At 64.0% G+C, this 25,645-nt stretch carries 23 protein-coding genes; 15 read left to right on the top strand and 8 right to left on the bottom strand.

The window, feature by feature from the left end:
- Positions 1-4: 4 nt before the first annotated feature.
- The 11 genes from P0Y58_13850 to dsdC all read left to right on the top strand — a co-directional run bounded on the left by P0Y58_13850 (position 5) and on the right by dsdC (position 12,296).
- Positions 5-1,699, top strand: a complete 1,695-nt coding sequence (locus tag P0Y58_13850) for a hypothetical protein (GenBank protein ID WEK33220.1) — start codon at positions 5-7, stop codon at positions 1,697-1,699.
- A 2-nt stretch (positions 1,700-1,701) separates the two neighbouring features.
- A complete protein-coding gene (locus P0Y58_13845; GenBank protein ID WEK33219.1) occupies positions 1,702-2,397 on the top strand; it encodes a DUF3726 domain-containing protein in 696 nt (231 codons plus the stop codon).
- A gap of 28 nt (positions 2,398-2,425) precedes the next feature.
- Positions 2,426-2,797 carry a RidA family protein gene (locus tag P0Y58_13840; GenBank protein WEK33218.1) on the top strand — a complete coding sequence of 124 codons (372 nt, stop codon included), beginning with the start codon at positions 2,426-2,428 and terminating at the stop codon, positions 2,795-2,797.
- Positions 2,798-3,161: 364 nt separating this feature from the next.
- On the top strand, positions 3,162-4,571 hold the full coding sequence (locus P0Y58_13835) for a circularly permuted type 2 ATP-grasp protein (GenBank protein ID WEK33217.1): 1,410 nt from the start codon (positions 3,162-3,164) through the stop codon (positions 4,569-4,571).
- A gap of 3 nt (positions 4,572-4,574) precedes the next feature.
- The gene (locus P0Y58_13830; protein ID WEK33216.1) at positions 4,575-5,525 is read left to right on the top strand and encodes an alpha-E domain-containing protein; all 951 of its coding nucleotides are present in this window, start codon (positions 4,575-4,577) and stop codon (positions 5,523-5,525) included.
- Positions 5,522-6,301, top strand: a complete 780-nt coding sequence (locus P0Y58_13825) for a transglutaminase family protein (protein WEK33215.1) — start codon at positions 5,522-5,524, stop codon at positions 6,299-6,301. The genes P0Y58_13830 and P0Y58_13825 overlap by 4 nt, the downstream gene beginning before the upstream one ends.
- A 70-nt stretch (positions 6,302-6,371) precedes the next feature.
- Complete coding sequence (locus P0Y58_13820; protein WEK33214.1) at positions 6,372-7,094, top strand: proteasome-type protease; 723 nt, start codon at positions 6,372-6,374, stop codon at positions 7,092-7,094.
- 217 nt (positions 7,095-7,311) lie between these two features.
- Complete coding sequence (locus tag P0Y58_13815) at positions 7,312-8,448, top strand: MFS transporter (protein WEK33213.1); 1,137 nt, start codon at positions 7,312-7,314, stop codon at positions 8,446-8,448.
- A 139-nt stretch (positions 8,449-8,587) separates the two neighbouring features.
- Positions 8,588-9,931, top strand: a complete 1,344-nt coding sequence (locus tag P0Y58_13810) for a gluconate:H+ symporter (GenBank protein ID WEK33212.1) — start codon at positions 8,588-8,590, stop codon at positions 9,929-9,931.
- Between the two features lie 34 nt (positions 9,932-9,965).
- Positions 9,966-11,315: a D-serine ammonia-lyase gene (locus P0Y58_13805; GenBank protein ID WEK33211.1), complete on the top strand. Its 1,350-nt coding sequence runs from the start codon at positions 9,966-9,968 to the stop codon at positions 11,313-11,315.
- A 21-nt stretch (positions 11,316-11,336) separates the two neighbouring features.
- On the top strand, positions 11,337-12,296 hold the full coding sequence (dsdC, locus tag P0Y58_13800; protein ID WEK33210.1) for a DNA-binding transcriptional regulator DsdC: 960 nt from the start codon (positions 11,337-11,339) through the stop codon (positions 12,294-12,296).
- Positions 12,297-12,507: 211 nt separating this feature from the next.
- On the opposite strand, the gene P0Y58_13795 is transcribed toward dsdC, so the two are convergent.
- The 8 genes from P0Y58_13795 to P0Y58_13760 all read right to left on the bottom strand — a co-directional run bounded on the left by P0Y58_13795 (position 12,508) and on the right by P0Y58_13760 (position 20,453).
- Complete coding sequence (locus P0Y58_13795; protein ID WEK33209.1) at positions 12,508-13,461, bottom strand: PDR/VanB family oxidoreductase; 954 nt, start codon at positions 13,459-13,461, stop codon at positions 12,508-12,510.
- Positions 13,458-14,489, bottom strand: a complete 1,032-nt coding sequence (locus tag P0Y58_13790; GenBank protein WEK33208.1) for a Rieske 2Fe-2S domain-containing protein — start codon at positions 14,487-14,489, stop codon at positions 13,458-13,460. Before P0Y58_13790 ends, P0Y58_13795 begins: the two co-directional genes overlap by 4 nt.
- Before the next feature lie 28 nt (positions 14,490-14,517).
- A complete protein-coding gene (locus tag P0Y58_13785; GenBank protein WEK33207.1) occupies positions 14,518-15,333 on the bottom strand; it encodes an SDR family NAD(P)-dependent oxidoreductase in 816 nt (271 codons plus the stop codon).
- Positions 15,334-15,360: 27 nt separating this feature from the next.
- Positions 15,361-15,777 (bottom strand): VOC family protein, encoded by a 417-nt coding sequence (locus tag P0Y58_13780; GenBank protein WEK33206.1) that lies wholly within the window; start codon positions 15,775-15,777, stop codon positions 15,361-15,363.
- 33 nt (positions 15,778-15,810) lie between these two features.
- Entirely contained in the window at positions 15,811-16,866 is a 1,056-nt protein-coding gene (locus tag P0Y58_13775) for a C45 family autoproteolytic acyltransferase/hydrolase (GenBank protein WEK33205.1), read from the bottom strand.
- The gene (locus P0Y58_13770; GenBank protein ID WEK33204.1) at positions 16,863-17,702 is read right to left on the bottom strand and encodes a polysaccharide deacetylase; all 840 of its coding nucleotides are present in this window, start codon (positions 17,700-17,702) and stop codon (positions 16,863-16,865) included. Before P0Y58_13770 ends, P0Y58_13775 begins: the two co-directional genes overlap by 4 nt.
- A gap of 104 nt (positions 17,703-17,806) precedes the next feature.
- The gene (locus P0Y58_13765) at positions 17,807-19,435 is read right to left on the bottom strand and encodes an APC family permease (GenBank protein ID WEK33203.1); all 1,629 of its coding nucleotides are present in this window, start codon (positions 19,433-19,435) and stop codon (positions 17,807-17,809) included.
- Between the two features lie 550 nt (positions 19,436-19,985).
- Positions 19,986-20,453 (bottom strand): Lrp/AsnC family transcriptional regulator, encoded by a 468-nt coding sequence (locus P0Y58_13760; GenBank protein WEK33202.1) that lies wholly within the window; start codon positions 20,451-20,453, stop codon positions 19,986-19,988.
- Between the two features lie 201 nt (positions 20,454-20,654).
- Between P0Y58_13760 and P0Y58_13755 the strand changes: the two genes are divergently transcribed.
- The 4 genes from P0Y58_13755 to P0Y58_13740 are packed head-to-tail and all read left to right on the top strand — an operon-like array spanning position 20,655 to position 25,602.
- Positions 20,655-22,019, top strand: coding sequence for a glutamine synthetase family protein (locus P0Y58_13755; protein WEK33201.1), 1,365 nt, complete (start codon positions 20,655-20,657; stop codon positions 22,017-22,019).
- Positions 22,020-22,041: 22 nt separating this feature from the next.
- Positions 22,042-23,352, top strand: a complete 1,311-nt coding sequence (locus P0Y58_13750; GenBank protein WEK33200.1) for an FAD-binding oxidoreductase — start codon at positions 22,042-22,044, stop codon at positions 23,350-23,352.
- On the top strand, positions 23,352-24,131 hold the full coding sequence (locus P0Y58_13745) for a gamma-glutamyl-gamma-aminobutyrate hydrolase family protein (protein WEK33199.1): 780 nt from the start codon (positions 23,352-23,354) through the stop codon (positions 24,129-24,131). Before P0Y58_13750 ends, P0Y58_13745 begins: the two co-directional genes overlap by 1 nt.
- Entirely contained in the window at positions 24,118-25,602 is a 1,485-nt protein-coding gene (locus P0Y58_13740; GenBank protein WEK33198.1) for an aldehyde dehydrogenase, read from the top strand. The genes P0Y58_13745 and P0Y58_13740 overlap by 14 nt, the downstream gene beginning before the upstream one ends.
- The last annotated feature ends 43 nt before the right edge of the window (positions 25,603-25,645 follow it).

Here is a 25,645-nt window from a genome sequence, read left to right as displayed (position 1 = left end):
AACAATGCCCGACAACGTGCCTGCAATACCCGCGATGCGCCCTGCCAGCCAGGTCATGGACCTGGCCCGGCTGGGCAGCCACTTCCAGAGCCCGCTGAGCTTCGTGCGCAGCAGCATGCGGCGGATGATGCAGCAGCACTGGCACATTCAGCGCAGCTGCTTCGACCTTGACGGCCAAGGCTTCGGTACCGCGATCTACCGTATCGACACGCCGAATGGCCATTACCACTGCGTGATCTTCTCGGCCTACCTGCCGCCGGAAAAGCGCAGCGACCGGGTCATTGCCGACCAGTGGGACGTCACCTTCGTTCTGGTTAATGGCGATGTCGATGCTGAACAACTCGCCGACCTGCAGCGTAACGTGCCGCTGCAGGAGGCTGGCCGCTTCGATGCCCGCGTGCTGGTACTGTCACGGGCCAACCGTAGCTTGCGCAATTTCGACCGGTTCCTGGCGGCCCTGGCCGAAGGGCAACAGCCCGACCCACACCAGTTGGCCGACGTCGGCTACCTGTATCGCACCACGGCGGTGTACGGCAACGGCAAGTTCGGCATCGCCGACTTTGGCTGCCTGCAGGACAACCCCGACTTCAACCAGCCGTTTGCCGCACAAATGTTCACGGTCTACCTGCTGCGCCACTTCAGCATCGAGCAGATCAACCACATGGCCCAGGCACTCGACCCGCAGCGGGCAGTGCAACTGGCGCCGGCCCTGCAACGCTACCTGGGGGTCGGCAACGCGACCGGGTTGGGCATGGCGCCGTTCCTGGTCAACCACCCGCAATTGGTGGAACGCTGGATCAGCACCCGGGAAACCGCCTTGGCCCTGGTGTTGGCGCAGCCGGCTGACCCTGACCGGTTGGTGCGCCTGCATGCACTGTTGGCACGCGCCCGCCTGCATTTGCAGCAGTCCCGGACCGAAGACCAGCGCCAGCATGAGCAGAACCTGCAAACCTTGGCCGATCTTGCTTTACTGACCACCTGGCTTGGCGCACAAGCCACCGGCGCGGGTCTTTGGTCGCGCCTGCTGGCCTGGGCTGAGGCACAGGCGGGTGTGGGCTGCCAGGAACTGCTGGCAAGCCTGCTGCTGGAGCTGTATCCCGAGCAGGTCACGCCACTGGCCGAGCACATGGGCGCCAACGAAAGCTGGCAGCTGGATGCCCAGATGCCCCTTGGGCAACTGCGCCAGCTCATCGAGCAGCAGTACGGCTGGGCGCTGGGTTACGACTTCAACGAAGTGGATGCCGAGCACTTCTTCTGGTACCGCTCGGCCGAAAAAGAGGAGCCGCGCCTGGGCATGCGCGCCGAGGAACCGGGGGCCGAAAAAGAAATGCAGCTGGGCATTGCCCGCAATATCCAGCAGTGCCACGCCGCAGTGCTCAATCACCTGCAACTGGAACCCCAAGCGTTGACCGCGCACTTCCTGATTGCCCAACCGGCGTTCAAGGGCACCGTGCGCCGCCTGCAAGGCATGGCCCAGACCACCTACGGTGAAATCCGCGCCAACCTGCTGGCACGGGACATGCTGCCGATTCACCTGCTGCGCTGCAAACTGGCGTTTTTCGGCGCGGGCAAGTTCGACCCCAAGTCGAGCCGCTGGGTGCGTATCACGCTGTTCCAGGGCGCACCACTGGTCAGCGACATCGGCCAGCCGTTCGCAGACGACTGGAATTTTGCGGTCATGCCGCAAGGGGAGCTTTGACCATGCGCGTATCGCTCAACGAAATACAGGTGATGTGCCGCAAGGCATTCGAAGGCATGGGCTTCGCCCCCGGCGACTGCGAGGATGCCGCCGAGCTGGTGGGCTGGCTGCAATTGCAAGGGCTTGATGGGGTCGGTGCGCTGGAAAAGGCCCTGCTCTACCTGCAAGCCGAAGCGGCCCGGCCGTATACCCTGAGCCACGAGGATAACGCCCTGCTGGTGATCGACGCCAAGGGCCAGAGCGTGTTGCGCTGCGCTGCAACAGGGGTGGAACTGACGGCTGCCAAGGCCATGCGCTGTGGTCAGGCCGAACTGCGCATCCTCCACTGCCACAACCGCTTGCTGCTGCTGGGTTACCTGAGCCGGGCAGCTGTGCAGGGGCTGCACGTGCAAGCCCGCTGGGAGGACGCGCGTCAGTGTCACCTGGCCGACTTTACCGCCGGCATCCAGCGCCCGGAACTGCGCAGTGAAGCCCGGCCCGGCGCCCTTGACGCGGCCGAGCAAAGCGTCACCGTGCTGTTCAGCCGGCCCGGCCAGACCGCGCTGACGCCAACCAACCCGCACAATCCGTTGCAGCAAGGCTTTACGGTCAACGAACACACCTGGCAACGGCTCAAGCAGCTCGCCGAACACATCCTCGTCGAAAGCACCGATGCCTCGCGCCGCCACGGCGCAGGCGGCGGCAGCGATGCTGACTGAAGCGGCTCAACACTCAGGAAACCAACCCATGAAACATGCAATCAAGACCGAGCTGTTCGCCTCAAGAGCCCCTCTGGAATGGGCGGTGGTCGGCAATGGCACGCTTTACACCGCCCAGATTCCCATCGATGCACAGGGCCAAGTGGTGGCCGGCGGCATCGAGGCGCAGGCCCGCCAGACTCTGGACAACCTGCGCCACACCCTGGAAGCCGCCGGCAGCTCGCTGGATGCCGTGACCCAGGTACTGATCTACGTGACCGACCGCCAATACCTGGCCACCGTCAACAGCCTGTATAGCGACTACTTCCAGGCCCCTTACCCCAACCGCGCGGCGATCGTGGTGGCAGGGTTGGCACGCGAAGAAATGCTGGTGGAACTGGTGGTATACGCCTGCCTCTAAGGGCCCTGAAGCGCCCGTCCCGGAATATTCTGCACCTGTGAGATCGGGCGCCGCGCAGGCGGCGCTCGATACGCCCCATCTCGGGTCAAATTCCTCTCCCCGATCAAAAGCGCCCTTTTTTGATGCGCCCGCCAAAGTAGAACTGGCCGATCCTGTCGTTGTGTCCCCCGCATTTCCTCATCCGCCGAGCAACCACGCGTTCTCGGCACTTTCATTGCAAAGGCTGTTTGTGCTCAACGCACAGGCAATCGATTGCAACAGAGGCTCACAGCAGACACAGCGCCCACCAACCCAGCAAGGCCACACCCTGAAGACCGCAAGAGCAACGCAATGAAGCTGCCGGCGACGGCGGCAAGGAGTGGGTATGTCCCGGGCTTTTTTCAATGAAATGTACGAAGCGAACGGCAGTTGCCGCCCGCATTACCAGGCGTTCGCCCGCTGGCTGGCAGATACCCCGCTGGAGCTGTTGGAGCAGCGCCGGCGCGAGGCCGACCTGCTGTTTCACCGCGCCGGCATCACCTTTACCTTGTATGGCGACACTCAGGACACCGAGCGCCTGATCCCATTCGATATCATCCCGCGCAGCATCCGCGCCAGCGAGTGGCGCACGGTAGAGCGTGGCTGTATCCAGCGGGTGCAGGCCCTTAACCTGTTCCTGCAGGACATCTACCACGACCAGCGCATCCTCAAGGCGGGCATCATCCCGCCAGAGCAGGTACTGGCCAACGAGGGCTACCAGATCGCCATGCAGGGCCTGGACCTGCACCGTGGGCTGTATGCCCACATCGCCGGTGTCGACCTGGTGCGTGACGGCGATGGCAGCTACTTCGTGCTGGAAGACAACCTGCGTACCCCCAGCGGCGTCAGCTACATGCTCGAAGACCGCAAGATGATGATGCGCCTGTTCCCCGAACTGTTTGCCGCCCAGCGTATCGCGCCGATCGACCATTACCCCAACCTGCTGCTGGACACGCTCAAGAGCGCCAGCCCGCTGGACAACCCCACTGCCGTGCTGCTCACCCCTGGCCGCTTCAACAGCGCCTATTTCGAGCATGCGTTCCTGGCCAGGGAAATGGGCATCGAACTGGTCGAAGGCGCCGACCTGTTCGTGCGTGACGAGCATGTCTACATGCGCACCACTGCCGGCCCGCAGCAAGTGGATGTGATCTACCGACGCCTGGACGACGACTACCTCGACCCGCTGTCGTTCAACCCTGACTCGACGCTGGGTGTGCCCGGACTGATTTCGGTATACCGCGCCGGCAATGTGGTACTGGCCAACGCCGTCGGCACGGGCGTTGCCGACGACAAGTCGATCTACCCCTATGTCGCCGACATGATCCGCTTTTATCTGGGCGAAGACCCCATCCTCAACAACGTGCCAACCTGGCAATGCCGCAAGCCTGCAGAGCTGTCCCATGTGCTGGCCCACCTGCCCGAACTGGTGGTCAAGGAAACCCAAGGCTCCGGCGGCTATGGCATGTTGGTCGGGCCGGCATCGACGGCTGCCCAGATCGAGGACTTCCGCGCCCGTATCAAAGCTCGCCCCCACGCCTATATCGCACAACCCACCCTGTGCCTGTCGACCTGCCCGACCTTCGTCGACAGCGGCATCGCGCCGCGCCATATCGACCTGCGCCCGTTCGTGCTGTCGGGCAGTGAAACCCGCCTGGTGCCCGGCGGCCTGACCCGCGTGGCCTTGCAGGAAGGCTCGCTGGTGGTCAATTCGTCGCAAGGCGGCGGTACCAAGGACACCTGGGTGGTGGAGGACTGAACCATGCTTTCGCGAACTGCTTCCGACCTGTACTGGATGTCTCGCTACCTGGAGCGCGCAGAAAATCTCGCGCGCATGCTTGAGGTCAGCTACTCGCTATCGTTGATGCCCCAGGCCGGGCGTAGCGACGGCCATGCCGAGCTGGCGATGTCGCTGCTGGCCTCTGGCACGCTGGACGACTACATCCGCCGCCACACCGAGCTCGACACCGAGCGCATGCTGCACTTCTTCGCCCTCGACGCGACCAACCCCAGCAGCATCTATTGCTGCCTGCAGGCCGCCAGGACCAATGCTCATGCGGTGCGCGGCCGAATCACCGCCGACATGTGGGAGAACATCAACGCCACCTGGATCGAGATGCGCAACATCGCCAGCAATGGCCTGGGCCGCTATGGCATCAGCCAGTTCTGCGACTGGGTGAAGGAACGCTCGCACCTGTTCCGCGGCGCCACCTCTGGCACCATCATGCGCAATGACGCCTACAGTTTCATTCGCCTGGGCACCTTCCTGGAACGGGCGGACAACACCCTGCGCCTGCTCGATGCGCGCTACGAAATGTTCGGCGAGGCCTCCGAAGAGGTCAGCGACAGCTCCGCACGCGGCTATTACCAGTGGAGCGCCTTGCTGCGCGCGCTGACCTCGTATGAAGCCTTCAACGAGCTGTACCGCGCCGCGCCCAGTGCCCGGCCAGTGTCCGAGCTGTTGCTGTTGCGGGTGGACGTGCCGCGCTCGCTGCATGCCTGCATCGAGGAACTGGACATGATTCTGGCCGGCCTGCCAGGCAGCAGCGGCCGCGCCGCCCAACGCATGGCCGCCGAACTGAATGCGCGCCTGCGCTACACCGCAATCGACGAAATCCTCGATGCAGGGCTGCACCCCTGGCTGAGCGACTTCATCGGCCGCGTCAACCAACTGGGCCAGGCCGTCCATCACTCCTACCTGGAGGTCGTATGAAACTGTCCATCCGCCACGACACCACCTACAGCTACGCCAGCGACGTGAGCAACAGCATTCAGTTTCTGCGCCTGACTCCGCGCAGCAGCGAACGCCAGCGCATCAACGAGTGGCAACTGGACCTGCCCTGCAAGGTCAAGGGCCAGATCGACCCCTATGGCAACATCCTGCATGTACTGACCCTGGACAAACCCCATGGCCACCTGGCATTGACCGCCCAAGGCCAGGTAGAGATCGACCCGGATTGCGAACACGAAACCGAGGGCCAGTCGCCCCTGCCTTTTCTGCGCAGCAGCCACCTGACCCTGGCCGATGATGCCCTGAAAGCGTTCGCTGCCCGGCAATGCGGCAGTCACCGCGACCGGGCAGCACTGATCGCGCTGATGCAGGGCATGGCCGAGCAAATGCCCTACAGCCCCGGAGCCACTTCGGTCGGCACCACGGCCATCGAAGCGTTCAGGGGTGGTGCCGGCGTGTGCCAGGACCACACCCATGCCTTCCTGGCTTGCGCACGCAGCCTGGGGGTGCCGGCACGCTATGTGTCCGGCTACCTGTGCACCGAAGACGAACAGCACCTGGCCAGTCATGCCTGGGCCGAAGCCTGGGTCGACGACGCCTGGTACAGCTTCGACATCACCAACCGCCTGACGCGGCCGGAACGTCATCTGAAGCTGGCAGTGGGCCTGGACTACCTCGACGCCTGCCCGGTCAGGGGCGTGCGCCGCGGCGGTGGCGACGAAGCGATGCAAGCCAGCGTCCACGTGCATCGCCAGTGACAGCTTTGCAGGCCGGTCTTGCCGCGTGGGTGCGGCAAGACCACTCCATGCGCAACACAAGGGAAACCGCATGACTTACTGCGTCGCCATGCACCTGGAGGACGGGCTTGTCTTCATCAGCGACTCACGCACCAATGCCGGAATCGACCAGATCTCCACGTTTGCCAAGCTGTTCGTCTTCAGCGTGCCAGGCGAGCGGCTGATCGTGCTGCAGACTGCCGGCAACCTGGCAACCTCGCAATCGGTGGTGAACCTGCTGCGCCAGCGTACCCAGGGCAGTGGCCCCCATCTGCAGAGCGTGACCACACTCTACGATGCAACGGTGCTTGTGGCCGACACCCTGCGCGAAGTGGTCAACCGGGACCGCAGCAAGCTTACGGCCGACATCGACCTGAGCAGTTCATTCATTGTCGGCGGCCAGATAGCCGGCGGGCCCATGGCCATCTACAACGTCTACGCACAAGGCAATTTCTTCCAGGCAACGCCAGACACTCCGTTCCTGCAACTGGGCGAAAGCAAGTACGGCCGGCCAATCCTCGACCGCAACCTGGATTACTGCACACCGCTCGATGAAGCACTGCGCTGCGGCCTGATTTCGTTCGACTCCACCATCCGCAGCAACCTGTCGGTGGGCATGCCGCTGGACTTGCTGGTGTACCGCAGGGACAACCTGGAAAGCATGACCCGCCAGCGCATCACCAGCGACGATGCCTATTACCAGCAGATTCGCAGGCAGTGGAGCGACGGGCTGAAGACACTGCTGGCCGAGCTGCCAGCCCCGCCTTATGGCTGAATGAGCGAACTGCTCAAAATCTCTGCTGCCTGTACTGACCTCTTCGCGGGCGCGCCCGCTCCCACAGGTACTGTAAAAGACTTCAAGGCTGTGGTGACCCTGTGGGAGCGGGCAAGCCCGCGAAGAGGCCGGTACAGGCAACACGTCAGTGACGCCAATTGCAATGTTCGAGACGCCGTGGGTTATCCTGCGCCCTCACCCCTGTCACGAGACTGTCATGTCGTCCGCTGCCACACCGGTGCAAACCCACCGCGCCGACCAAGACTCCCGCAATACCGCCCAGGTGCTCAGCCTGTGCCTGCCCAGTGACGTACTGCTCTACCTGCTGCTGCCCATGTACGCAGCCGATTTCGGCGTGACCCTGGTCGAAGCCGGCGTGCTGCTGGCGGCCAACCGCCTGGTGCGCATCCTCGGTTACGGCTGGGTGGTACGTTTCTACGCCCGCCATGGTGACCGTGCCGCATGCAGCCTTGCCGCCTTCGCCGCCGCGGTGTGTGCGCTGGGCAACGCGACGCTGTCCGGTTTCGCCGCACTGCTGGTGCTGCGCCTGGTCTGGGGGTTGTGCTTTGCCACCTTCAACCTCAGCACCCAGACCCTCGCCACCGCCCGGCCCGAGGGTGCTGCGCGGCGTGCCGGGCGTTCACGGGCGACCATTTCCATCGGGCCAATGCTGGCCTTGCCGCTGGGTGCGCTGATGGCGCAAGCCTACGGCCCGCGCAGCGTATTCTTCGTTCTCTGTATCAGCGCCCTGTTCGGGCTGTGGCGTGCGCGTGCCCTGCCTGGCGACGGCCACGCGGTTGCCAGCCGTGGTGGCCGGCGCCTGCGCCTGCCAGACAGCATCGCCACCTGGTCCTTCATCGAAGGGGTGACCTTGGACGGCCTGTTCATCTTCGGCCTTTCGCTCTATGCACAAACTCATCTGGGTGAGTCCGGCGTGCTGGCAGCAGGTGTGCTGATGGCGGTGCGCTACTTGAGCGAAATGCTCTTCAGCCCCTTCGGCGGGCGTTTGGCCGACCGTTTCGGGCCGCTGCGCATGCTGGTAGTGCTGTCACTGGCCACGTCGCTGGCGCTGCTGCTGTTCGGCAGCCACTGGCTGTTCATCGGCGCCTTCTTCGTGCTGGTGCTGCGCGCCCTGCAACTGCCGCTGGTGATGACGCTGGTCGCCCTGCGTAACCCGCAACAACGTATTCAGGCACTGGCCGGCAACGCCATATGGCGCGACATCGGCGCCGGGCTCGGGCCGATGCTGGCCGGTGTACTGCTGCCGCAGGTGCCGGCGATCTGGGCCTATGCCGGGGCGGCACTGGCGGTTGCTGTGGCAGCCTTGAACTGTGCCTGGGCGGCGCGGCATTGAGTGCTGGCATCATGCATGACACAGCTTCACCCATGGCGTGAAGAGTGATCGTTTGAGTCGAACAAGTCGCTGAAATCTAATGGTTGGAAACCAACAAGAAGCTCGCACGCAAGCGAGCAGCGACAGGGATAACTACAAGATGACTCCAACGTTCTCATTACTCGTGCTGGGCACTGCAATCGTTCTGATCGTGGTCATGATCAGCAAGCTCAAAGTCCACCCTTTCCTGGCTTTGCTGGCCGCAAGCCTGGTGGTTGGCATCGGCACCGGCATGCCGCCTACGGCCATGGTTGCCGCTTTCGAAAAAGGCATGGGCAGTACCTTGGGCTTTCTGGCCGGCATCATTGGCCTGGGCAGCATCCTCGGCAAACTGCTGGAGGAATCTGGCGGGGCCAAACGCATCGCCACCACACTGCTGAACCTGCTGGGCGAACGCAACGCGTCCTGGGCAATGATGCTGGTGGGCTTCATCGCAGGCATTCCGGTGTTCTTCGAGGTCGGCTTCGTGCTGCTCATTCCGCTGATCTACGTGGTCGCCCGGCAAACCCGCATCAGCATGCTGTACCTCGGCGTGCCGCTGGCCACCTCGCTGATGGTGGTGCACTGCATCCTGCCGCCGCACCCGGCCGCCACGGCAATTACCGGCATGCTCAATGCCGATATCGGCACTGTCATTCTCTACGGCCTGATCGTTGGCCTGCCCACCGCCATCATCGCCGGCCCGATCTGGGTACGTTTTGCCTGTGACCGTGACGCGACGCAAGCACAGCACGCCTTCCTTGCGGCGCGTAGCGAGTCCCAAACCGACGACCAACCGCTGCCGGCCTTCGGCATCACCCTCGTCACCGTACTGCTGCCGCTGCTGCTGATGGTCGGCAAGACCTTGGCAATCACCGTGCTGGAGAAAGGCACCGTGCTGTACGAGTGGGTGGCCTTCTTTGGCAACCCGCTGATCGCCTTGGCGCTGTCGGTGGTGTTCGCCTACTGGGCGCTGGGCCTGCGTCGCGGCATGGACATGGCGCAGTTGCTCAACCTTACCCAACGTTGCTTCCCGCCCCTTGCCGGCATTCTGCTGATCATCGGTGCCGGTGGCGCGTTCAACGACATGCTGGTGGGTAGCGGCATCGGCAAGGCGCTGGCCGACGTGCTCAACCAGACCCAGCTCAACCCGATCATCCTCGCCTGGCTGATCGCCGGGATCATGCACTTTGCGGTCGGTTCGGCCACGGTGGCGATGATCAGCGCGGCCGGCATGGTAATGCCGATGCTTGGCCAACACCCCGAATACAACCGGGAAATCCTGGTGATCGCCATCGGTGCCGGGGCCATTGGCTGGACCCACATTACCGACTCGGCGTTTTGGGTGGTCAAGGAATACCTGGGCCTGTCGCTGAGCGATGCGCTGAAGAAATTTACCGCAGCTACGGTGCTGGCCTCGGTAATTGCCTTGTGCCTGACCCTGCTCCTTTCGAAAATTGTCTGATCTACTGTGCAAAGACTGCGCTACAGGTGAAATCATGATTCACGGAAAAACCCTCCAAGCCTGGCAACAAAGCCATCCGATCATCAGCGATCTGGTCGCCATGAAAGAAACCAGCTGGTTCAACCCTGGTATTGCCAGTGCGTCAGCAGCACTGAGCGACGTGGGCCTGACGGCTGACGATGTGCGGGCCACAAGCGAGCGGCTGCTGAGGTTCGCGCCCTATCTTGCAACAGTGTTTCCCGAAACCGCAGCTACCGGCGGAGTTATCGAATCGCACATCGCCCCACTGCCGCAGCTTCGCAAGCAACTGATCGAAGAAGGGGCACTGCAGGACGTGGGTAGCCTGTGGCTCAAGGCAGACAGTGACCTGCCCATTTCTGGCTCCATCAAGGCCCGCGGCGGCATTCATGAGGTGCTCAAGCACGCTGAGGATCTGGCCTTGGCCGCTGGCCTCATCACATGCTCCGATGACTATGCCGCACTGGCCAGCGAGCAGGCTCGGGCGTTCTTCAGCCAATACAAGATCGCCGTAGGCTCGACCGGCAACCTGGGTTTGTCGATCGGTATCATGAGCGCCAAGCTGGGCTTCCAGGTCAGCGTGCACATGTCGTCCGACGCCAGGCAGTGGAAAAAGGACAAGCTGCGCGCCCATGGCGTAACGGTTGTTGAACACGCGTCGGACTACAGCGTTGCCGTCGAGCAAGGGCGACAGCAGGCAGCGTCCGACCCCAGCTGCTACTTCGTTGACGACGAGAACTCCCCGCAACTCTTTCTGGGCTATGCCGTAGCCGCGCAGCGCCTGGCTCGCCAGTTTGACCAGGCCGGCATCAAGGTAGACGCCGACCATCCACTGTTTGTCTACCTGCCCTGCGGTGTTGGCGGTGGCCCTGGCGGCGTCGCCTTCGGTTTGAAGCTGGAATTCGGTGATGCGGTGCACTGCGTGTTCGCCGAGCCCACCCACTCGCCCTGCATGCTGCTGGGGGTGTACACCGGCCTGCACGATGAAACCAGCGTGCAGGACTTTGGCATCGACAACATCACCGCCGCCGATGGCCTGGCGGTCGGGCGCCCGTCCGGGTTTGTCGGCAAAGCCATGCAGCGGCTAATCGATGGCTACTACACCGTGACCGACGAAGAACTGTACCGCCTGATGGTGATTGCCTTCGAGCAGGACAAGTTCAAGCTGGAACCTTCTGCGCTGGCGGGCGTGCCCGGCATGGCACGTGTATTACAATCCACGGCATACCTGACACGCCTGGGCTTTACCCCAACCCAGCTGCAAAATGCTACCCACCTTGTATGGGGAACGGGCGGAAGCATGGTTCCAGAATCTGAATTTGATGCGTACCTGGCGAAAGGCCGCGCCCTGCAGACGCGCGCTTAAGCTGTGCGCAAGGAATGTTGAATGAACAAGCCCGGCCGCGGCGCAGTCAAGCTCAATGGCGCTCATCTGGGCAGCCTGCATGTCTTTCTGGTCGCTGCGCGCTACCTGAGCTTTGCGCGCGCGGCGGATGAGCTGTGCCTGAGCGCAAGCGCCGTGAGCCACCGTATCAACCGGCTCGAACGTGAGTTGGCGCTGAAACTGTTCAACCGCATGCCACGCAAAGTGAGCCTGACTGAAGACGGCGAACGCCTGTTCGCGGTCATGCAGCGCTCGATGGATGAGATCAACGAAGCGGTTTATAACCGCGCTCATGGCGAAATTGCCGGCCAGCTGACGCTGTATGTTCGCCCGTCAGTCGCCCAGTGCTGGCTGGTGCCACGCCTTGCACAGTTTACGTCCCGCTACCCTGATATCCAATTGGACATCAGGGTGGGTAACGAAAGCATCGATTACCGAACCCGCAAGATCGACCTGATGCTGTGTTATTCGGATGGACATCACCCAGGGCTTGCGAGCATTCACCTGATGGGCGAACGGATTGCCCCGGTCTGTTCTCCCCATTACGCAGAAACCCATGGGTTGGCCGGCGACCTGCAGCAACTGGGGCGCTGCACCGCCTTGCATGATGTGGCGGCCTGGGACAACGCGGCATTCGATGCGGAATGGCAGCTGTGGGCCAGCCACTCGGGGGCTGATATCACCCTGCCTCGCAGGTTCCTGACATTCGATCGCTCTGACCTTTGCACGCTGGCCGCGCTGAATCACGTTGGCATCGCCATTGGCCGGGAACAGCTGGTGCGTGAACGCATTCACAGGGGTGAACTGGTGTTGCCTTTTGGCGGGTTCCTCGACACGTCCAATTACGGCTACTACCTGGTTCACCCGCAGCATGATGCGATGCCCAAACGGCTTGAGGTGTTGATCGACTGGCTGGTGAAAGAAGCGCAGTTCAACCTTGCGCAGGGACTTCAGCAGCAATGAGTTCGATGAACACCGGGTGACCGCTGGCCGGCAACGCTTGCAAATTGATCAGCCACATTCAAGCCGGATAAATCCATTATTTTGTGTGCTAATGGCAATTTAATTCCGTTAAGCCACAATATTTTGGATTTAAACTTACCCAACAAACCCTCAATTCCCCTGCACACCAAATCAACGACAGTGGGGGCCGCTTTTGCAGCCCCCTTTTTTTTCAAAGGTCCAACGTCAGCGTAGGCGTGCGTGCCCGCGACACACACAGCATCATTACATCACCGCGGGCCCGCTCGCTTTCACTGAGCAGCATGTCACGGTGGTCGGGCACGCCATCCAGCACCCTCGTCTCGCACATGCCGCACACGCCCTGCTCGCACGACGACGCCACCGTATGCCCGGCGGCGCGCAGGGCGGCCATGATGGTGCAGCCGGGTTCAACCAACACCTCGCCACCGCTGCGCGCCAGGATCACTTTCAGTGTGCCCTCGCCCTCGGCGGCCGGTGGCGGCGCAGCCGGGGCAAAGCGTTCAAGGTGCAGATGGCCTTCCAGCCCGGCAGCGGCAAAACGCGCGCTCAACGCATCAAGCAGCGCCGCCGGCCCGCAGCTGTAAACGTGCTGCCCGGCGCGCGCGGCAGCGACCACTGCGTCCAGGTCCAGCAGGCCAACTTCGTCGGCCGGCAAGATCTCCACCCGCCCGCCACCCAGCGCCCGCAGCTCGTCAATGAACGCCATCGAGCGCCGTGAGCGCCCGCCATACAGCAGTTGCCACTGGGCACCTGCACGCTCGGCGACACGCGCCATGGCCAGAATCGGGGTAATGCCGATGCCACCGGCCAAGAACAGGTACGGCCCCTCGCCCAGCGGGAAGGCATTGCGCGGCCCTCGAATGGCCAATCGCTGACCGAGCTGCAAGGCCCCGTGCACCTCCCGCGAGCCGCCACGGCCGCCCTCTTCCAGCAACACCGCGATGCGCATGCGGCGGCGATCGTCAGGGTCGCCGCACAACGAGTACTGGCGCACCAGGCCCGAGGGCAGCAACAGGTCAACGTGCGCCCCGGCACTCCAGGCTGGCAGCGGCTGATCCGCCGTCAGCTCCAGGGAGATGATCCCGTCGGCCTCCAGCCGCAGGCAGCTGACGATGACCTCGACGTAATCGCCCCCGCCGCTCACGACGACACCCGCTGGCTGTCTACCAAGCGCACCGGCTGGGCCTGGCCGCGCTCGATGAACTCGCGGAACGCGCGGCGGTAGTTGAGCGTGTACAGGTCGGCGGGCACCGAGTGCTCCACGGCCTTGGCGTCCCAGTCGATCTCCGCAGGGGTGATGGTGGCGGCCACCGGCAGGTCTTCCTGGTACAGCAGTTCCTCAACCCGCAGGCACTCCTGCAGATCGCCGCCCGTGTAGTCGCGGTCGTTGGCCACACCCCAGAAAATCTTCACATGCTCGTAGGACTCCGGGCACGGAAAGCCGGCCACCACCCGCTTGCCCAGGCGTTCGTAGTCATAGGTGATGGCGACCAGCCCCGGGGCGACAATGTGGTAGTTCATCATGCAGTCGCCGTCGTTGGCCCACTCGCCTTCACAGGCCTGCAACGGGCGATCCATCCAGATGTCCAGCCCTTCACGGCGCACGTTCAGCGGCTCCACCACCGGGTTGACATGGCCCATCATGCCGCGGTGGATATAGGCAAAATGCGCCACATCGCCGAAGTTCTCGATAGCGACGGCCACGCCCGTTGGCGAATCCAGCGGTTCGGCGGCGGCCCACTCCAGATCCAACTCGCGCCATTCGGCCAGGTCGTACAGCTCGAACAGCGGCGTTTCCAGCGCGGTCCACACATGCCCGTAGCGTTCCTCGCAGGCATGGGTATGCACTGCTGCGCCCTGGGGAATGCGGCACTGGTCCTCCAGCGACGGGATATGGCTGCATTTGCCGTTGTGCCCGCTGTACTGCCAGCCGTGGTACGGGCAGGCGATGTTCTCACCGTGCACTTCACCCAGCGACAGGTCCGCGCCACGGTGCGGGCAGCGCGCGGCCTGCACCACCGCCTTGCCGGATGCAGTGCGGTACACCACCAGTTTTTCGCCCAGCAAGGTGGCCGATTGCGGGGTGGCCAGGTCGCACGAACGGGCCACCGGGAACCACTGGCGGCGCATGGCTTGTTCGGCGCGCTGGCGTTGGGTCAGTTGAAGGGTCATGGTGTTCTCCTCAGGATTTCTTGTTATGTCAGATGCCGACCAGCAGCGCCCCGCCGTTCACGGGGATAGCCTGGCCGGTGATGAAGGCGGCCTCGTCACTGGCCAGGAAGGCCACCAAGGCGGCGATTTCTTCGGGGTGCACCAGGCGGCCCAGGGGAATGGCGGCCTGCTCGGCGGCGATGTACTGCTCGGGGACCATGCGCGTCAGGATTGCGCCGGGAGTGATGGCATTGACCAGGATGCCCTCGCCGACGAACTCCTTGGCCAGCGTTTTCATCAGGCCCAGTTGCCCGGCCTTGCTGACCATGTAGCCGTAGGAATGGCCATCAGGCACCTGGCCCCACTGCGAATTGATGAAGATCACCCGTGGCGCGCTGCTTGCGCGCAAGTGCACCAGCGCGGCACGGGTGAGGTACAGCGGCGCCTGCACGTTGATTGCCAGCAGCCTGTCGAAATTGGCATCGTCGGTGGCTTCAAGGCCGGTCATGGAGTAGATCAGCCCGGCGTTGTGCACCAGGATATCGAGCCCGCCGAGCGCTGCCGCCACCTGCGCCACCAGCCGCTCGCCCGATGCGCGGTCAGTGATGTCGCAGGCAAAGGGTACTGCCCGGCCGCCGGCTGCCTCGATCTCGGCGGCCGTGTCACGGGCCACCTCGGCGTCGATGTCGACCACCGCCACGGCAGCGCCGCGGGCGGCCAGCAGGCGCGCGTGGGCACGCCCGGCCCCGCGCCCGGCACCGGTAATCAGCGCCACCCGGCCCTCAAGGCTGCGCGCCTGGGGCGACAGGTCGAGTACACGCTGTGGCACTTGCCGGGTTGTTGCTTGGATCTGGCTGGAAGGCATGTTCAGTACTCGTTGGCTGGCGGTGGTTTACACGGTCTTGTGCGGTTCGGTGATGTAGAGCATGTTGCCGTCCGGGTCGAACATCGGGCGGTAGCGGTAGCGCGTGCCGTTGGGGTGCTGCCACTCGATAGGGTTGGCGGTGACCCACTCGACCTTGCCGTTCAGGTAGGCGATGGCCTCGTCGAGGTTTTCCACCTCGAAGGCGAACGAGTCGAAGCCTGGCTTGTCCTCCAGGTTCACTGCAGTGCGGCGCTCCACGGGAGCAGTGCTGGTGGTGTGGAACAGGTACAGGGTGACGTTGCCCATTTCGATGGCGGCCCACTTTTCCTCGGCCACGTAGGGCAGGAAGAAGCCCAGGCCGAGGGTGCCGTGATAGAAGTCGACCAGGCGCTGCACGTCGTTGCTGAGGATGTCCATGTTGTCGAGGCGTTTGAGCTTGAGCATGGGTATGGCTCCAGTGGGTTGGGGTAAAAAGGTTTACAGGTGCCGGCACGGGCCGCCGGGCAACGCGCGCAAGGTGCCGGCGGGCACGTCCAGGCAAATGCTGGCCAGCGTGGCGTACTGGCCGGTTTCGGGCAGTGCCGGGTCGGGGTGGCAGCACAGCGCGCCGGTGCTGCCCAGGTGGCTGTTCAGCGCGCCAAGCAGGTCCCGCTCGCTAAGTTGCCTACGCCCGGTCAGGCGCCGGCGCAGCAGGTCGTGGCGCACCAGCGTGTCGGGGTAGGCCGCAGGCTCGGTGTCGTAGGGCCGCACGGCGTCGGCCAGAAAATGGTTGGTGTGGATCAGCAACCCGGCCGCATCAGGGAACACCAGTGCCGGGCCGCCAGGGTGCAGTTCCACCGACACGGCCGCACTCGCCCCCTGCTCCGCCGCCACCAAGGTCAGCACGCTGGAGGCCGACACGGGTGCGGCGTGGCACAGTTGCAGCGCGTGGTTGATGTCGGCGCAGCTGTCCAGCAGCCAGCGCGACAGCACATGCACCGGCAGGCCGATGCCTTCGCCGTCGCGCTGGTGATGGAGAATGTTGAAATGCACACCCAGTCCACGGTCGTTCACCCCGGGTTTGCCAACGATGCCGTACTCCGTCACGGTGGTGGTCAGGCGCCCGTCAGCATGGGGGATCTCCCATACCAGCCAGAGCCCGGCAAATTCGGCGTACCAGTCCCAGGTCTGGGCAGTGACTGGCGCACCGAAGGGATCGGCCAGCACCACGGTCGAACATTCGCCGCGCAGCTGAACGCCCAGGTAGGCAAGGATTTCGGTGCGTGCGTTGATGGCACCCACCTGCTCGGGCGCCAACCCTGCACCGGCGGCGATACCCAGGATTTCTTCATGCAAGGGGGCGGCGAACGCGGCGATTGCCGCCAGCGCCTGGCTGCCCAGCGCGTGCAAATCGTAGGGGCGCTTGGCCACACGGGCGAACAAGGCTTCATAGGTGCTTACCGCCTGGCGTACCTTGCCGGCGAACACTTCGCCGAACTCACGGCCACGGTTGAACGGGGTGCACACCTGCGAGCGGAAAATGACCGGGCTCATGCGGCCCCCTTCACAAGCTGGGGCGCCACATGGGTAGCCACGGCATCCAGGCGGGCAAACCACACGTCGCCATCGCTGACCATGCGCTCTACCAGGCGCTCCAGTTGCTCGAAGCGCGCAGCACGGCCGATCACCTCGGGGTGCATGGTGAAACTGGTGTGGCGTGCATCCCGGCGCGCCGATTCGTACTCGGCCAGCCAGGTATCGAACAGCATGCGCGGGTGGCTGAAGTTGCCACCGTTGTCGATGCCCCAGCCGAACATCGGGTAATCGTCCAGCGACCAGTGCACAGGCAGTTCAAGAATCGAGGCGCCATTGCAGGTTTCCACGTAAGGGCGGTCGTCGCCCATGCAGCTGGAGTCGTAGGCGAAGCCATGGCGCAGCAGAAGCGCGAAGGTTTCCGGGGTCAGCTCCCAGGACGACGAGCGATACCCCGCAGGCTTCGGCGCACCGGCACGAGCCAGGGCTTCCAGGCCACGCTCCATCTCGTCCACCTGCTCCTGCACCGAGACTTTGTCGCTGCGCAGGTGCATATGGCCGTGGTGGCCGACCTCATGCCCGGCCTGCAGCAGCGTTTCGACCAACTGTGGGTGCTGCTCGGCGGTGTAGCCCGGCACAAAGAAGGTTGCCGCAATGCCATGGCGGCGCAGCAGTTCGAGAATGCGCGGCACGCCGCGGGTTACGCCAAAGCGGCCTTCGGACAGGCTGGTCAGGCGCCGGGCGAAACTTGGGCTCTCGCCCAGGTAGCCGGCTTCGGCGTCAACATCGAAGGTCAGCGACACGGCGGTGGACTTGCGCTGCGGCCAGTACTGCCTGGCCTGATTATCGGTTTTCATCGGCGTCTCCGGTGGTTCGTCGGCTTTACGCGGGCGCAGGCGTCCCCAAGGCTGGGCGCGTAGAGCGCAGCCTGCACCCGGCATGGCCGGTGGTTTCTAGAAGGTCAGATAACGGTGAGTTCGGCGCTGATCCACACCACAGCGGCCCCCAGCAGCAACGCCAGGTAAGGCCACAGGCCCGCACGTGCGTGGGGCAGCTCAATGTCGCGGCGCATGGATTCGGGGAACTGGCCCTTGTCCTGGATGTAGTGCCGGTAGATGAACACCGGCACGATCAGCAACGCCGCCAGCAGGCCGTTACGCAGGGTGTTCTCACCCAGGAAGTTGGCGCCGGCGCCCACGAAGGCCAGGTCGATGAAGCCACACAGCGCACCCAGGCCCAACAGCCAGGCCGAGCATTTGTAAGGGCGTGGCCAGTCGGCGCGGTCCAGCCGGTGAATCCAGCCGGACTGCAGGTTGAGGAAGACGAAGAGCATGTAGCAGACGTTGGAGATGGCCAGCACCGACATGTAGTTGGACATCAGCAACAGCACCACGTTGAAGCCCAGGTCGGTCCACATGGCCCGGGTCGGCGCACCGTGCTCGTTGACGTGGGACAGGTACTTGGGCAGCCAGCCATCCACCGAAGCCTGATAGAGGGTGCGCGACGAGCCCATCATCGCGGTCATTACCAGCAGCAGCACCGACAACACCATCATCACGATGATCACGTTGAACACCACGGCCCCGCCGCCGACGAAATGTGCCATCGCCGCGCCTACCCCGGAGCCGTCAACGATGGCCGGCGCCAGCATACCCTCCAGGCCCAGCTTGCCCTGGAAAGTCAGCGGCACCACGATGAACATGAACAGGCACAGCAGGCCCGAGGCGAAGATGGCCTTGAAGGTGTCTTTTTGCGGGTCTTTGAATTCGCGGGTGTAGCAAACCGCCGTTTCGAAGGCGAAGGTGGACCAGCAAGCCAGGAACATCGCCCCCATGGCCAGGCTGATACCGGCTGCGTTCCAGCTGCCCATCACTGCAGCACCTGACGCATCGTGGCTAAGGGGCAACAGCGGCAGGAAGTTGCTGGCCGGCATGTCGCCGGTGAACAGCGGCACCAGCGACACCAACAGCAAGGGTGCCAGCGAGGCGATGCCGAGGATGCGCTGCATCCGTGCCGCCGCCGAGGCGCCGCTGTGCTGCAGCCAGAAGGTGATCAGCATGAACACCAGGCCCAATACAAACGTGGCGTTGACCCGCAGGGTCAGGCCTTCGGTAATGAAGCCCAGGTCCAGCAACTTCAGCTGCCAGGTGTTGACCAGCGAATCCGCCGGGAACAGGCTGCTGAGCATGTAACCGGCCGCAAGACTGGTGCCCAGCGCCAGCATTGGCGACCAGGCCAGCCAGTTGCACCACACCGACACCGGCGCGACGAACTTGCTGTAGCGCACCCAGCCGAGTGCGCCGTACACCGAAGCGCCGCCGGACTTATCGGGGTAGAGGCCGGATATTTCCGCATAGGTGAAGCACTGCACGAAACCGATCAGCATCGCCAGCACCCAGATGAACCACGCCGGCTGGCCGATGAACGCGGCCACACCGCCGATGGTGAACAGCACGCTGACCGGCACGCCGCTGGTCACCCAAAAGGCGTCTCGCCAGGTGAGGCTGCGTTGCAACTGATGGCCAGAGCCCGACATGCCCGTCACCTCGCCAGCGGCCAGGTTGATTCCGTCCTGAGGAAGAGTACGCACGGCAAGACACCTCATTATTGTGATTATAGTGAGCAGCGCTGCGATGGGCGGATGCTAAGCCGTTTTTCTGCGCATGCGTAGAATAAGTAACTACAAAAATGCGCAATGCGCAATCGTTTGAAGATATTTTTAATGCATGCGTCACTCGAGAGCATCGATAGCCAAATCGGTGCATGGCTTGAGACGGGCGCGACAGAGCGCGCGGGATTGGGATTCGGGGGATAGGGGGAGGCATCTGGGCGATTGCCTTGAAATATGCGGGGGTGCGGAAATCGAGCGCCGCCCGCGCGGCGCTTCGCGGGGCAAGCCCGCTCCCACATCTGTTTCGGGCCAGTTACTCCTGCACCCTAGGCGCGCGCACCCTGGGTGTATGACAGGAGATAGCTGAAGAGCTGCTGCTCACCCTTCGATATCGAATGGAACAAACAAAGGGTCGCGCGCGATGGTGCAGGCAGAACTGGCCCGAAACAGATGTGGGAGCGGGCTTGCCCCGCGAAGCGCCGCGCGGGCGGCGCTCGATCTCACAGGCGCTACAAATCTAGAGCCAGGCTCAGTCCCGCGGATCAAGGCTCGGCAAGGTAAACCTCAACTTGTGCACCTTCACCTCCTGCGTCGACTGCACCTCGTGCACACCCGGCAAGCTGCGCACGCGCTGCTGCAGGTTCCACAGGCTCTCGTCATCACGGCACAGCACCTGCACGCAGATGTCGGCCACACCCATGATGGTCGACAAGTAGCTGACCTCGGTCCAGCGGCCGAGGGTATCGATCACCCGGTCGTGGTCTTGCGGGGCCACTTTGACGAACAGCAGCGCAAGCTTTGCATGGCCCAGTTTGGACGGGTCCGTAAAGGCCAGGATCTGCACGACCCCCTGGTCCTGCAGGCGTTTGACGCGCGTGCGGATGGTCGCCTCGGGTACCGAAAGCGTGCGGGCGATTTCGCGAAATGCGCGGCGGCCATCCATCTGCAATTCGCGGACGATGCCCAGGTCGAGGTCGTCGAGGGTCGATATAGACATGTAAGGGGTTCCGTAGCGTAGCGCCGGGGTAGAAATCGGCTGAAAGCCTACCAGATTCGCGGCAAAGCTTGTCGTAGCCGCCATGGCAGGATAGTCAATGCGCAATATATTTATTATTTATTGTTGCATTGCGCAGCTTTAGGCCCCTATATTTTGCGCAAACAACAACACAACACGGTAACCGCCGTGACCGAGGCCTCCATGCACTTCGCGGACCTGCACGAAGCCCAGGATTTCCTGGCCCATAACCCCGATATCGAAATGGTCGAGCTGTTCATCCTCGACGCCAACGGCGTGCCCCGTGGCAAGCTGCTGCACCGTGAGGAGCTGCTGGCCGTGTACCAGGCCGGGCGACCGCTACCCAGCACCATCCTTGGGCTGACCTTGCACGGTGAAGACGTGGAAGACTCTGGCCTGGTGTGGGACGTCGGCGATATCGACTGCCGTGCCTACCCCCTGCCCGGCAGCCTGGTACGCCTGCCATGGCGGCAGATCCCTACGGCTGCGGTGCAGGTCAGCATGCACCCCGAACAAGGCCTGCCGGCAAGCATTGCCGACCCACGCCACGTGCTGCTGCAAGTCATCGACGGCCTCAGGGCCGACGGTTTTCATCCGGTGATGGCCTGTGAGCTGGAGTTCTACCTGCTCGACGCCCGCCGCGACGGGAACGGCCGCCCACAACCGGCACGCGATGCCGACGGCGGGCGCCCGCTGGCCACTCAGGTGTACGGCCTGCGCGAGCTGGAACAGATCGAACCCTTCCTCGCTGACCTGTACGCGGCCTGCAAGGCGCAGGGCATACCGGCACGCACGGCGATTTCCGAATACGCCCCCGGGCAGGTGGAAATCACCCTCGAGCATGGCGACGCGCTCGCCGCCATGGACCAGGCCGTGCGCTACAAGCGCCTGGTCAAGGGGGTGGCACACAAGCACGGGATGCAGGCGTGCTTCATGGCCAAGCCCTTCGATGACCTGGCGGGCACCGGCATGCACATGCATGTGTCGCTGGCCGACGCCGAGGGCCAGAACCTGTTCGCCAGCGAGGATCCGGCCGGTACCCCGCTGCTGCGCCAGGCCGTAGCCGGCATGCTGGCCAGCCTGCTCGACTCGCTGCTGCTGTTCTGCCCCAACGCCAACTCCTACCGGCGCTTCCAGGCCAACAGCTATGCCCCGCTGGCGCCGACCTGGGGCTGCGACAACCGCACTGTCAGCCTGCGAGTACCGGGTGGCCCGGCGCACACCCGGCATGTGGAGCACCGCATCTGCGGCGCCGATGCCAACCCGTACCTGGCAGCGGCAGCCATCCTGGCCGGTATCCACCGCGGCATCCGCGAACGCCTGGACCCGGGTGCACCCGTGGAAGGCAACGGGTACGCCCAGGCCAAGCAGCTGCTGCCTACCGACTGGCTGACCTCGCTGCGCGCACTCGAAGGCTCCAGCTGGGCGCGGGATGCCCTGGGCCATGCATTCCTGGGTGTGTACCTGAAGGTCAAGCAGGCCGAATACCGCCAGTTCATGGGCGAAGTTGGCGAACAAGACTGGCGCTGGTACCTGCACCAGGCATAACGGCGAACCCGGAGACCACCGCATGAATGCTGCACTGCACGCCAGGCCTGCGCCCGAGCGCTCGCCCTCCTATTACAGCGCCACCCTGGCCGAAGAAACCCACTACCCCACCCTGCGCGGCGAGGTGGATGCCGACATCGCCATCATCGGTGGCGGCTTCACCGGCATTGCCACCGCGGTGGAGCTGGCCGAACGCGGCTACCGTGTGGCCCTGGTCGAAACCCACAAGGTCGGCTGGGGCGCCAGCGGGCGCAACGGTGGCCAGGTCACCGGCAGCTTGTCGGGCGACACCGCCATGGACAAACAGATGCGCCGCTGGCTGGGCAACGATGTCGACGACTTCATCTGGCACCTGCGCTGGCGTGGCCACCAGATCATCGAGCAGCGTGTGGCCCGCTATGCCATCGCCTGCGACCTCAAACGCGGCCACCTGCACGCGGCGATCAAACCCTCGCACATGGACGAACTGCATGCGTCGTACAACGAAGCCTGCCGCCGCGGCATGGGCGAACAGGTGAGCCTGCTGGACAGCACAGGTGTGCGCCAGCACCTCGACAGCCCGCTGTACTGTGGCGCGCTGAAAAACACCCGCAACCTGCACCTGCACCCACTCAACCTGTGCATCGGCGAGGCCCGGGCTGCCTCCAGCCTGGGCGCACAGCTGTTCGAGCATTCCGAGGTGCTGGAAATCATCCATGGCCCACGCCCGGCCGTTGTCACCCGCGAGGGGCGCATCAACGCCGCGCAGGTGATGCTGGCCGGCGACGTGTACCACACGCTGGAAAAGCGCCAGCTCAAGGGCAAGATCTTCCCGGCCATGGGCGGCATCGTCACCACCGCGCCGCTGGGTGAGCTGGCCGAGCGCATCAACCCGCAAGACCTGGCGGTATACGATTGCCGCTTCGTGCTCGACTACTACCGCCTCACGGCCGACAAACGCCTGCTGTTCGGCGGTGGCGCCAACTACTCCGGCCGTGACTCGCGGGATATCGCCGCCGAACTGCGCCCTTGCATCGAACGCACCTTCCCGGCCCTCAAAGGCGTGCCCATCGAGTTCCAGTGGAGTTGCGCCATGGGCATCGTGGTCAACCGCATCCCGCAGTTGGGCAAGCTGTCGCAGAACGTGTGGTACTGCCAGGGCTACTCGGGTCACGGCGTAGCCACCAGCCATGTCATGGGCGAGATCATGGCCACCGCCATGACCGGCACGCTTGAGCAGTTCGACACCTTCGCCCGCTGCAAGCACGTCCGCGTCCCACTGGGCGATGTGTTCGGCAACGGCCTGCTGGCAGCGGGCATGTGGTACTACCAACTGCTTGAGAGGCTGCGCTGATGGCCGCCCGCAAGCCGCTGGTGGCGGTCAACGCGTGTGTACGTCAGCTGGGCCTGCACCCTTTCCATATGGCCGGGGAAAAATACCTGCGCGCAATCATCGAAGGCGCCGATGCGCTGCCGCTTGTAGTGCCTGCCCTGCCCGGCCTGGTCGACCCGGGCGCGTTGCTGGCCAATGTCGACGGCCTGATGCTGACTGGTTCGCCCTCCAACCTCGAACCGCATCATTATGCAGGCCCACCGAGCGCCCCCGGCACCTTGCACGACCCGCAGCGCGATGCCTTCAACCTGCCGCTGATTCGTGCAGCGCTGGCTGCCGACATACCGCTATTGGCGATCTGCCGAGGCTTCCAGGAGCTGAACGTGGCCTTGGGCGGCAGCCTGCATGCGTGCGTGCATGCGCTACCCGGTTACCAGGACCACCGAGAACCGGCTGACCAGCCCGTTGCCGTTCAGTACGCCGCGCGCCACGCCTTGAAGGTGTTGCCCGGTGGCCTGCTGCAGGCAGCCGGCCTGCCGGCGCAGTGCCAGGTCAACTCGATTCACGGCCAAGGCATCGACCGCCTGGCCATGGCCCTGCGCGTCGAAGCCGTGGCCTGTGACGGCCTGGTGGAAGCGGTGTCGGTGCGTGGTGCCGGTTTCGCCCTGGGTGTGCAGTTTCACCCCGAATGGCAGGTCACTGCCCATCCCCATTATCTGGCCATCTTCCAGGCCTTCGGCGCTGCTTGTCGCAAGCGCGCGGTGCAACGTTCACGAGGAACCGACCATGACATTGGCTGACTGGCAAGCCCGCGCCCGGCAACTGAAGATCGAAGGCCGCGCCTTCATCAACGGCGAATACACCGATGCCGCATCCGGTGAAACCTTCGAGTGCCTGAGCCCGGTCGACGGACGCTTCCTGGCCAAGGTTGCCAGCTGCGACCTGGCGGATGCCAACCGCGCGGTGGAAAACGCCCGCGCCACCTTCAACGCAGGCGTGTGGTCGCAACTGGCCCCGGCCAAGCGCAAGGCCAAGCTGATCCGCTTCGCTGACCTGCTGCGTCAAAACGTCGAAGAGCTGGCGCTGCTGGAAACCCTGGACATGGGCAAGCCGATTGGCGACTCCTCCAGCATCGACGTGCCGGGCGCGGCCCAAGCCATTCACTGGACCGCCGAAGCCATCGACAAAGTCTACGACGAAGTCGCTCCGACCCCGCACGACCAGCTTGGCCTGGTAACCCGCGAGCCAGTGGGTGTGGTCGGTGCCATCGTACCGTGGAACTTCCCGCTGCTGATGGCCTGCTGGAAAATCGCCCCGGCCCTGGCTACCGGCAACTCGCTGGTGCTCAAGCCGTCCGAAAAATCGCCGCTGACCGCCATTCGCATTGCCCAGTTGGCGATCGAAGCCGGTATCCCGGCTGGCGTGCTCAACGTGCTGCCAGGCTACGGCCACACCGTGGGCAAGGCCCTGGCCCTGCACATGGACGTCGACACCCTGGTGTTCACAGGCTCCACCAAGATCGCCAAGCAGCTGATGGTGTACGCCGGTGAATCGAACATGAAGCGCATCTGGCTGGAAGCCGGTGGCAAGAGCCCGAACATCGTCTTTGCCGACGCCCCGGACCTGCAAGCCGCTGCTGAGGCTGCTGCCAGCGCCATCGCCTTCAACCAGGGCGAAGTGTGCACCGCAGGTTCCCGCCTGCTGGTGGAGCGTTCGATCAAGGACAAGTTCCTGCCGATGGTGGTCGAGGCCCTGAAAGGCTGGAAGCCAGGCAACCCGCTGGACCCGCAGACCACTGTCGGTGCCCTGGTCGACACCCAGCAGATGAACACCGTGCTGTCGTACATCGAGGCCGGTCACAAGGACGGCGCCACGCTGCTGGCTGGCGGCAAACGCACCCTGGAAGAGACTGGCGGCACCTACGTCGAGCCGACCATCTTTGACGGCGTGACCAACGCCATGCGCATCGCCCAGGAAGAAATCTTCGGCCCAGTGCTGTCGGTGATCGCCTTCGATACCGCCGAAGAAGCCATCGCCATTGCCAACGACACGCCGTATGGCCTGGCGGCTGGCATCTGGACGTCGGACATTTCCAAGGCCCACAAGACCGCCCGTGCCGTGCGCGCTGGCAGCGTCTGGGTCAACCAGTACGACGGCGGCGACATGACCGCGCCGTTCGGTGGCTTCAAACAGTCGGGCAACGGCCGTGACAAGTCGCTGCATGCGCTGGAGAAATACACCGAGCTGAAGGCGACCTGGATCAAGCTGTAATTCCAAGGGGCCGCTTTGCGGCCCTTCGCGGGCACGCCCGCTC

The organism is Candidatus Pseudomonas phytovorans, assembly GCA_029202525.1.
Taxonomy (GTDB): domain Bacteria; phylum Pseudomonadota; class Gammaproteobacteria; order Pseudomonadales; family Pseudomonadaceae; genus Aquipseudomonas; species Aquipseudomonas phytovorans.
Note: the sequence above shows the minus strand (reverse complement) of the source record. Positions and strands in the feature narration are given on the sequence as shown.

Bases quoted from the DNA above. Each gene is read 5' to 3' on its own strand.
- P0Y58_13850 (WEK33220.1), top strand. From the start codon at position 5: ATGCCCGACAACGTGCCTGCAATACCCGCGATGCGCCCTGCCAGCCAG.
- P0Y58_13845 (WEK33219.1), top strand. From the start codon at position 1,702: ATGCGCGTATCGCTCAACGAAATACAGGTGATGTGCCGCAAGGCATTC.
- P0Y58_13840 (WEK33218.1), top strand. From the start codon at position 2,426: ATGAAACATGCAATCAAGACCGAGCTGTTCGCCTCAAGAGCCCCTCTG.
- P0Y58_13835 (WEK33217.1), top strand. From the start codon at position 3,162: ATGTCCCGGGCTTTTTTCAATGAAATGTACGAAGCGAACGGCAGTTGC.
- P0Y58_13830 (WEK33216.1), top strand. From the start codon at position 4,575: ATGCTTTCGCGAACTGCTTCCGACCTGTACTGGATGTCTCGCTACCTG.
- P0Y58_13825 (WEK33215.1), top strand. From the start codon at position 5,522: ATGAAACTGTCCATCCGCCACGACACCACCTACAGCTACGCCAGCGAC.
- P0Y58_13820 (WEK33214.1), top strand. From the start codon at position 6,372: ATGACTTACTGCGTCGCCATGCACCTGGAGGACGGGCTTGTCTTCATC.
- P0Y58_13815 (WEK33213.1), top strand. From the start codon at position 7,312: ATGTCGTCCGCTGCCACACCGGTGCAAACCCACCGCGCCGACCAAGAC.
- P0Y58_13810 (WEK33212.1), top strand. From the start codon at position 8,588: ATGACTCCAACGTTCTCATTACTCGTGCTGGGCACTGCAATCGTTCTG.
- P0Y58_13805 (WEK33211.1), top strand. From the start codon at position 9,966: ATGATTCACGGAAAAACCCTCCAAGCCTGGCAACAAAGCCATCCGATC.
- dsdC (WEK33210.1), top strand. From the start codon at position 11,337: ATGAACAAGCCCGGCCGCGGCGCAGTCAAGCTCAATGGCGCTCATCTG.
- P0Y58_13790 (WEK33208.1), bottom strand. From the start codon at position 14,489: ATGACCCTTCAACTGACCCAACGCCAGCGCGCCGAACAAGCCATGCGC.
- P0Y58_13785 (WEK33207.1), bottom strand. From the start codon at position 15,333: ATGCCTTCCAGCCAGATCCAAGCAACAACCCGGCAAGTGCCACAGCGT.
- P0Y58_13780 (WEK33206.1), bottom strand. From the start codon at position 15,777: ATGCTCAAGCTCAAACGCCTCGACAACATGGACATCCTCAGCAACGAC.
- P0Y58_13775 (WEK33205.1), bottom strand. From the start codon at position 16,866: ATGAGCCCGGTCATTTTCCGCTCGCAGGTGTGCACCCCGTTCAACCGT.
- P0Y58_13770 (WEK33204.1), bottom strand. From the start codon at position 17,702: ATGAAAACCGATAATCAGGCCAGGCAGTACTGGCCGCAGCGCAAGTCC.
- P0Y58_13760 (WEK33202.1), bottom strand. From the start codon at position 20,453: ATGTCTATATCGACCCTCGACGACCTCGACCTGGGCATCGTCCGCGAA.
- P0Y58_13755 (WEK33201.1), top strand. From the start codon at position 20,655: ATGCACTTCGCGGACCTGCACGAAGCCCAGGATTTCCTGGCCCATAAC.
- P0Y58_13750 (WEK33200.1), top strand. From the start codon at position 22,042: ATGAATGCTGCACTGCACGCCAGGCCTGCGCCCGAGCGCTCGCCCTCC.
- P0Y58_13745 (WEK33199.1), top strand. From the start codon at position 23,352: ATGGCCGCCCGCAAGCCGCTGGTGGCGGTCAACGCGTGTGTACGTCAG.
- P0Y58_13740 (WEK33198.1), top strand. From the start codon at position 24,118: ATGACATTGGCTGACTGGCAAGCCCGCGCCCGGCAACTGAAGATCGAA.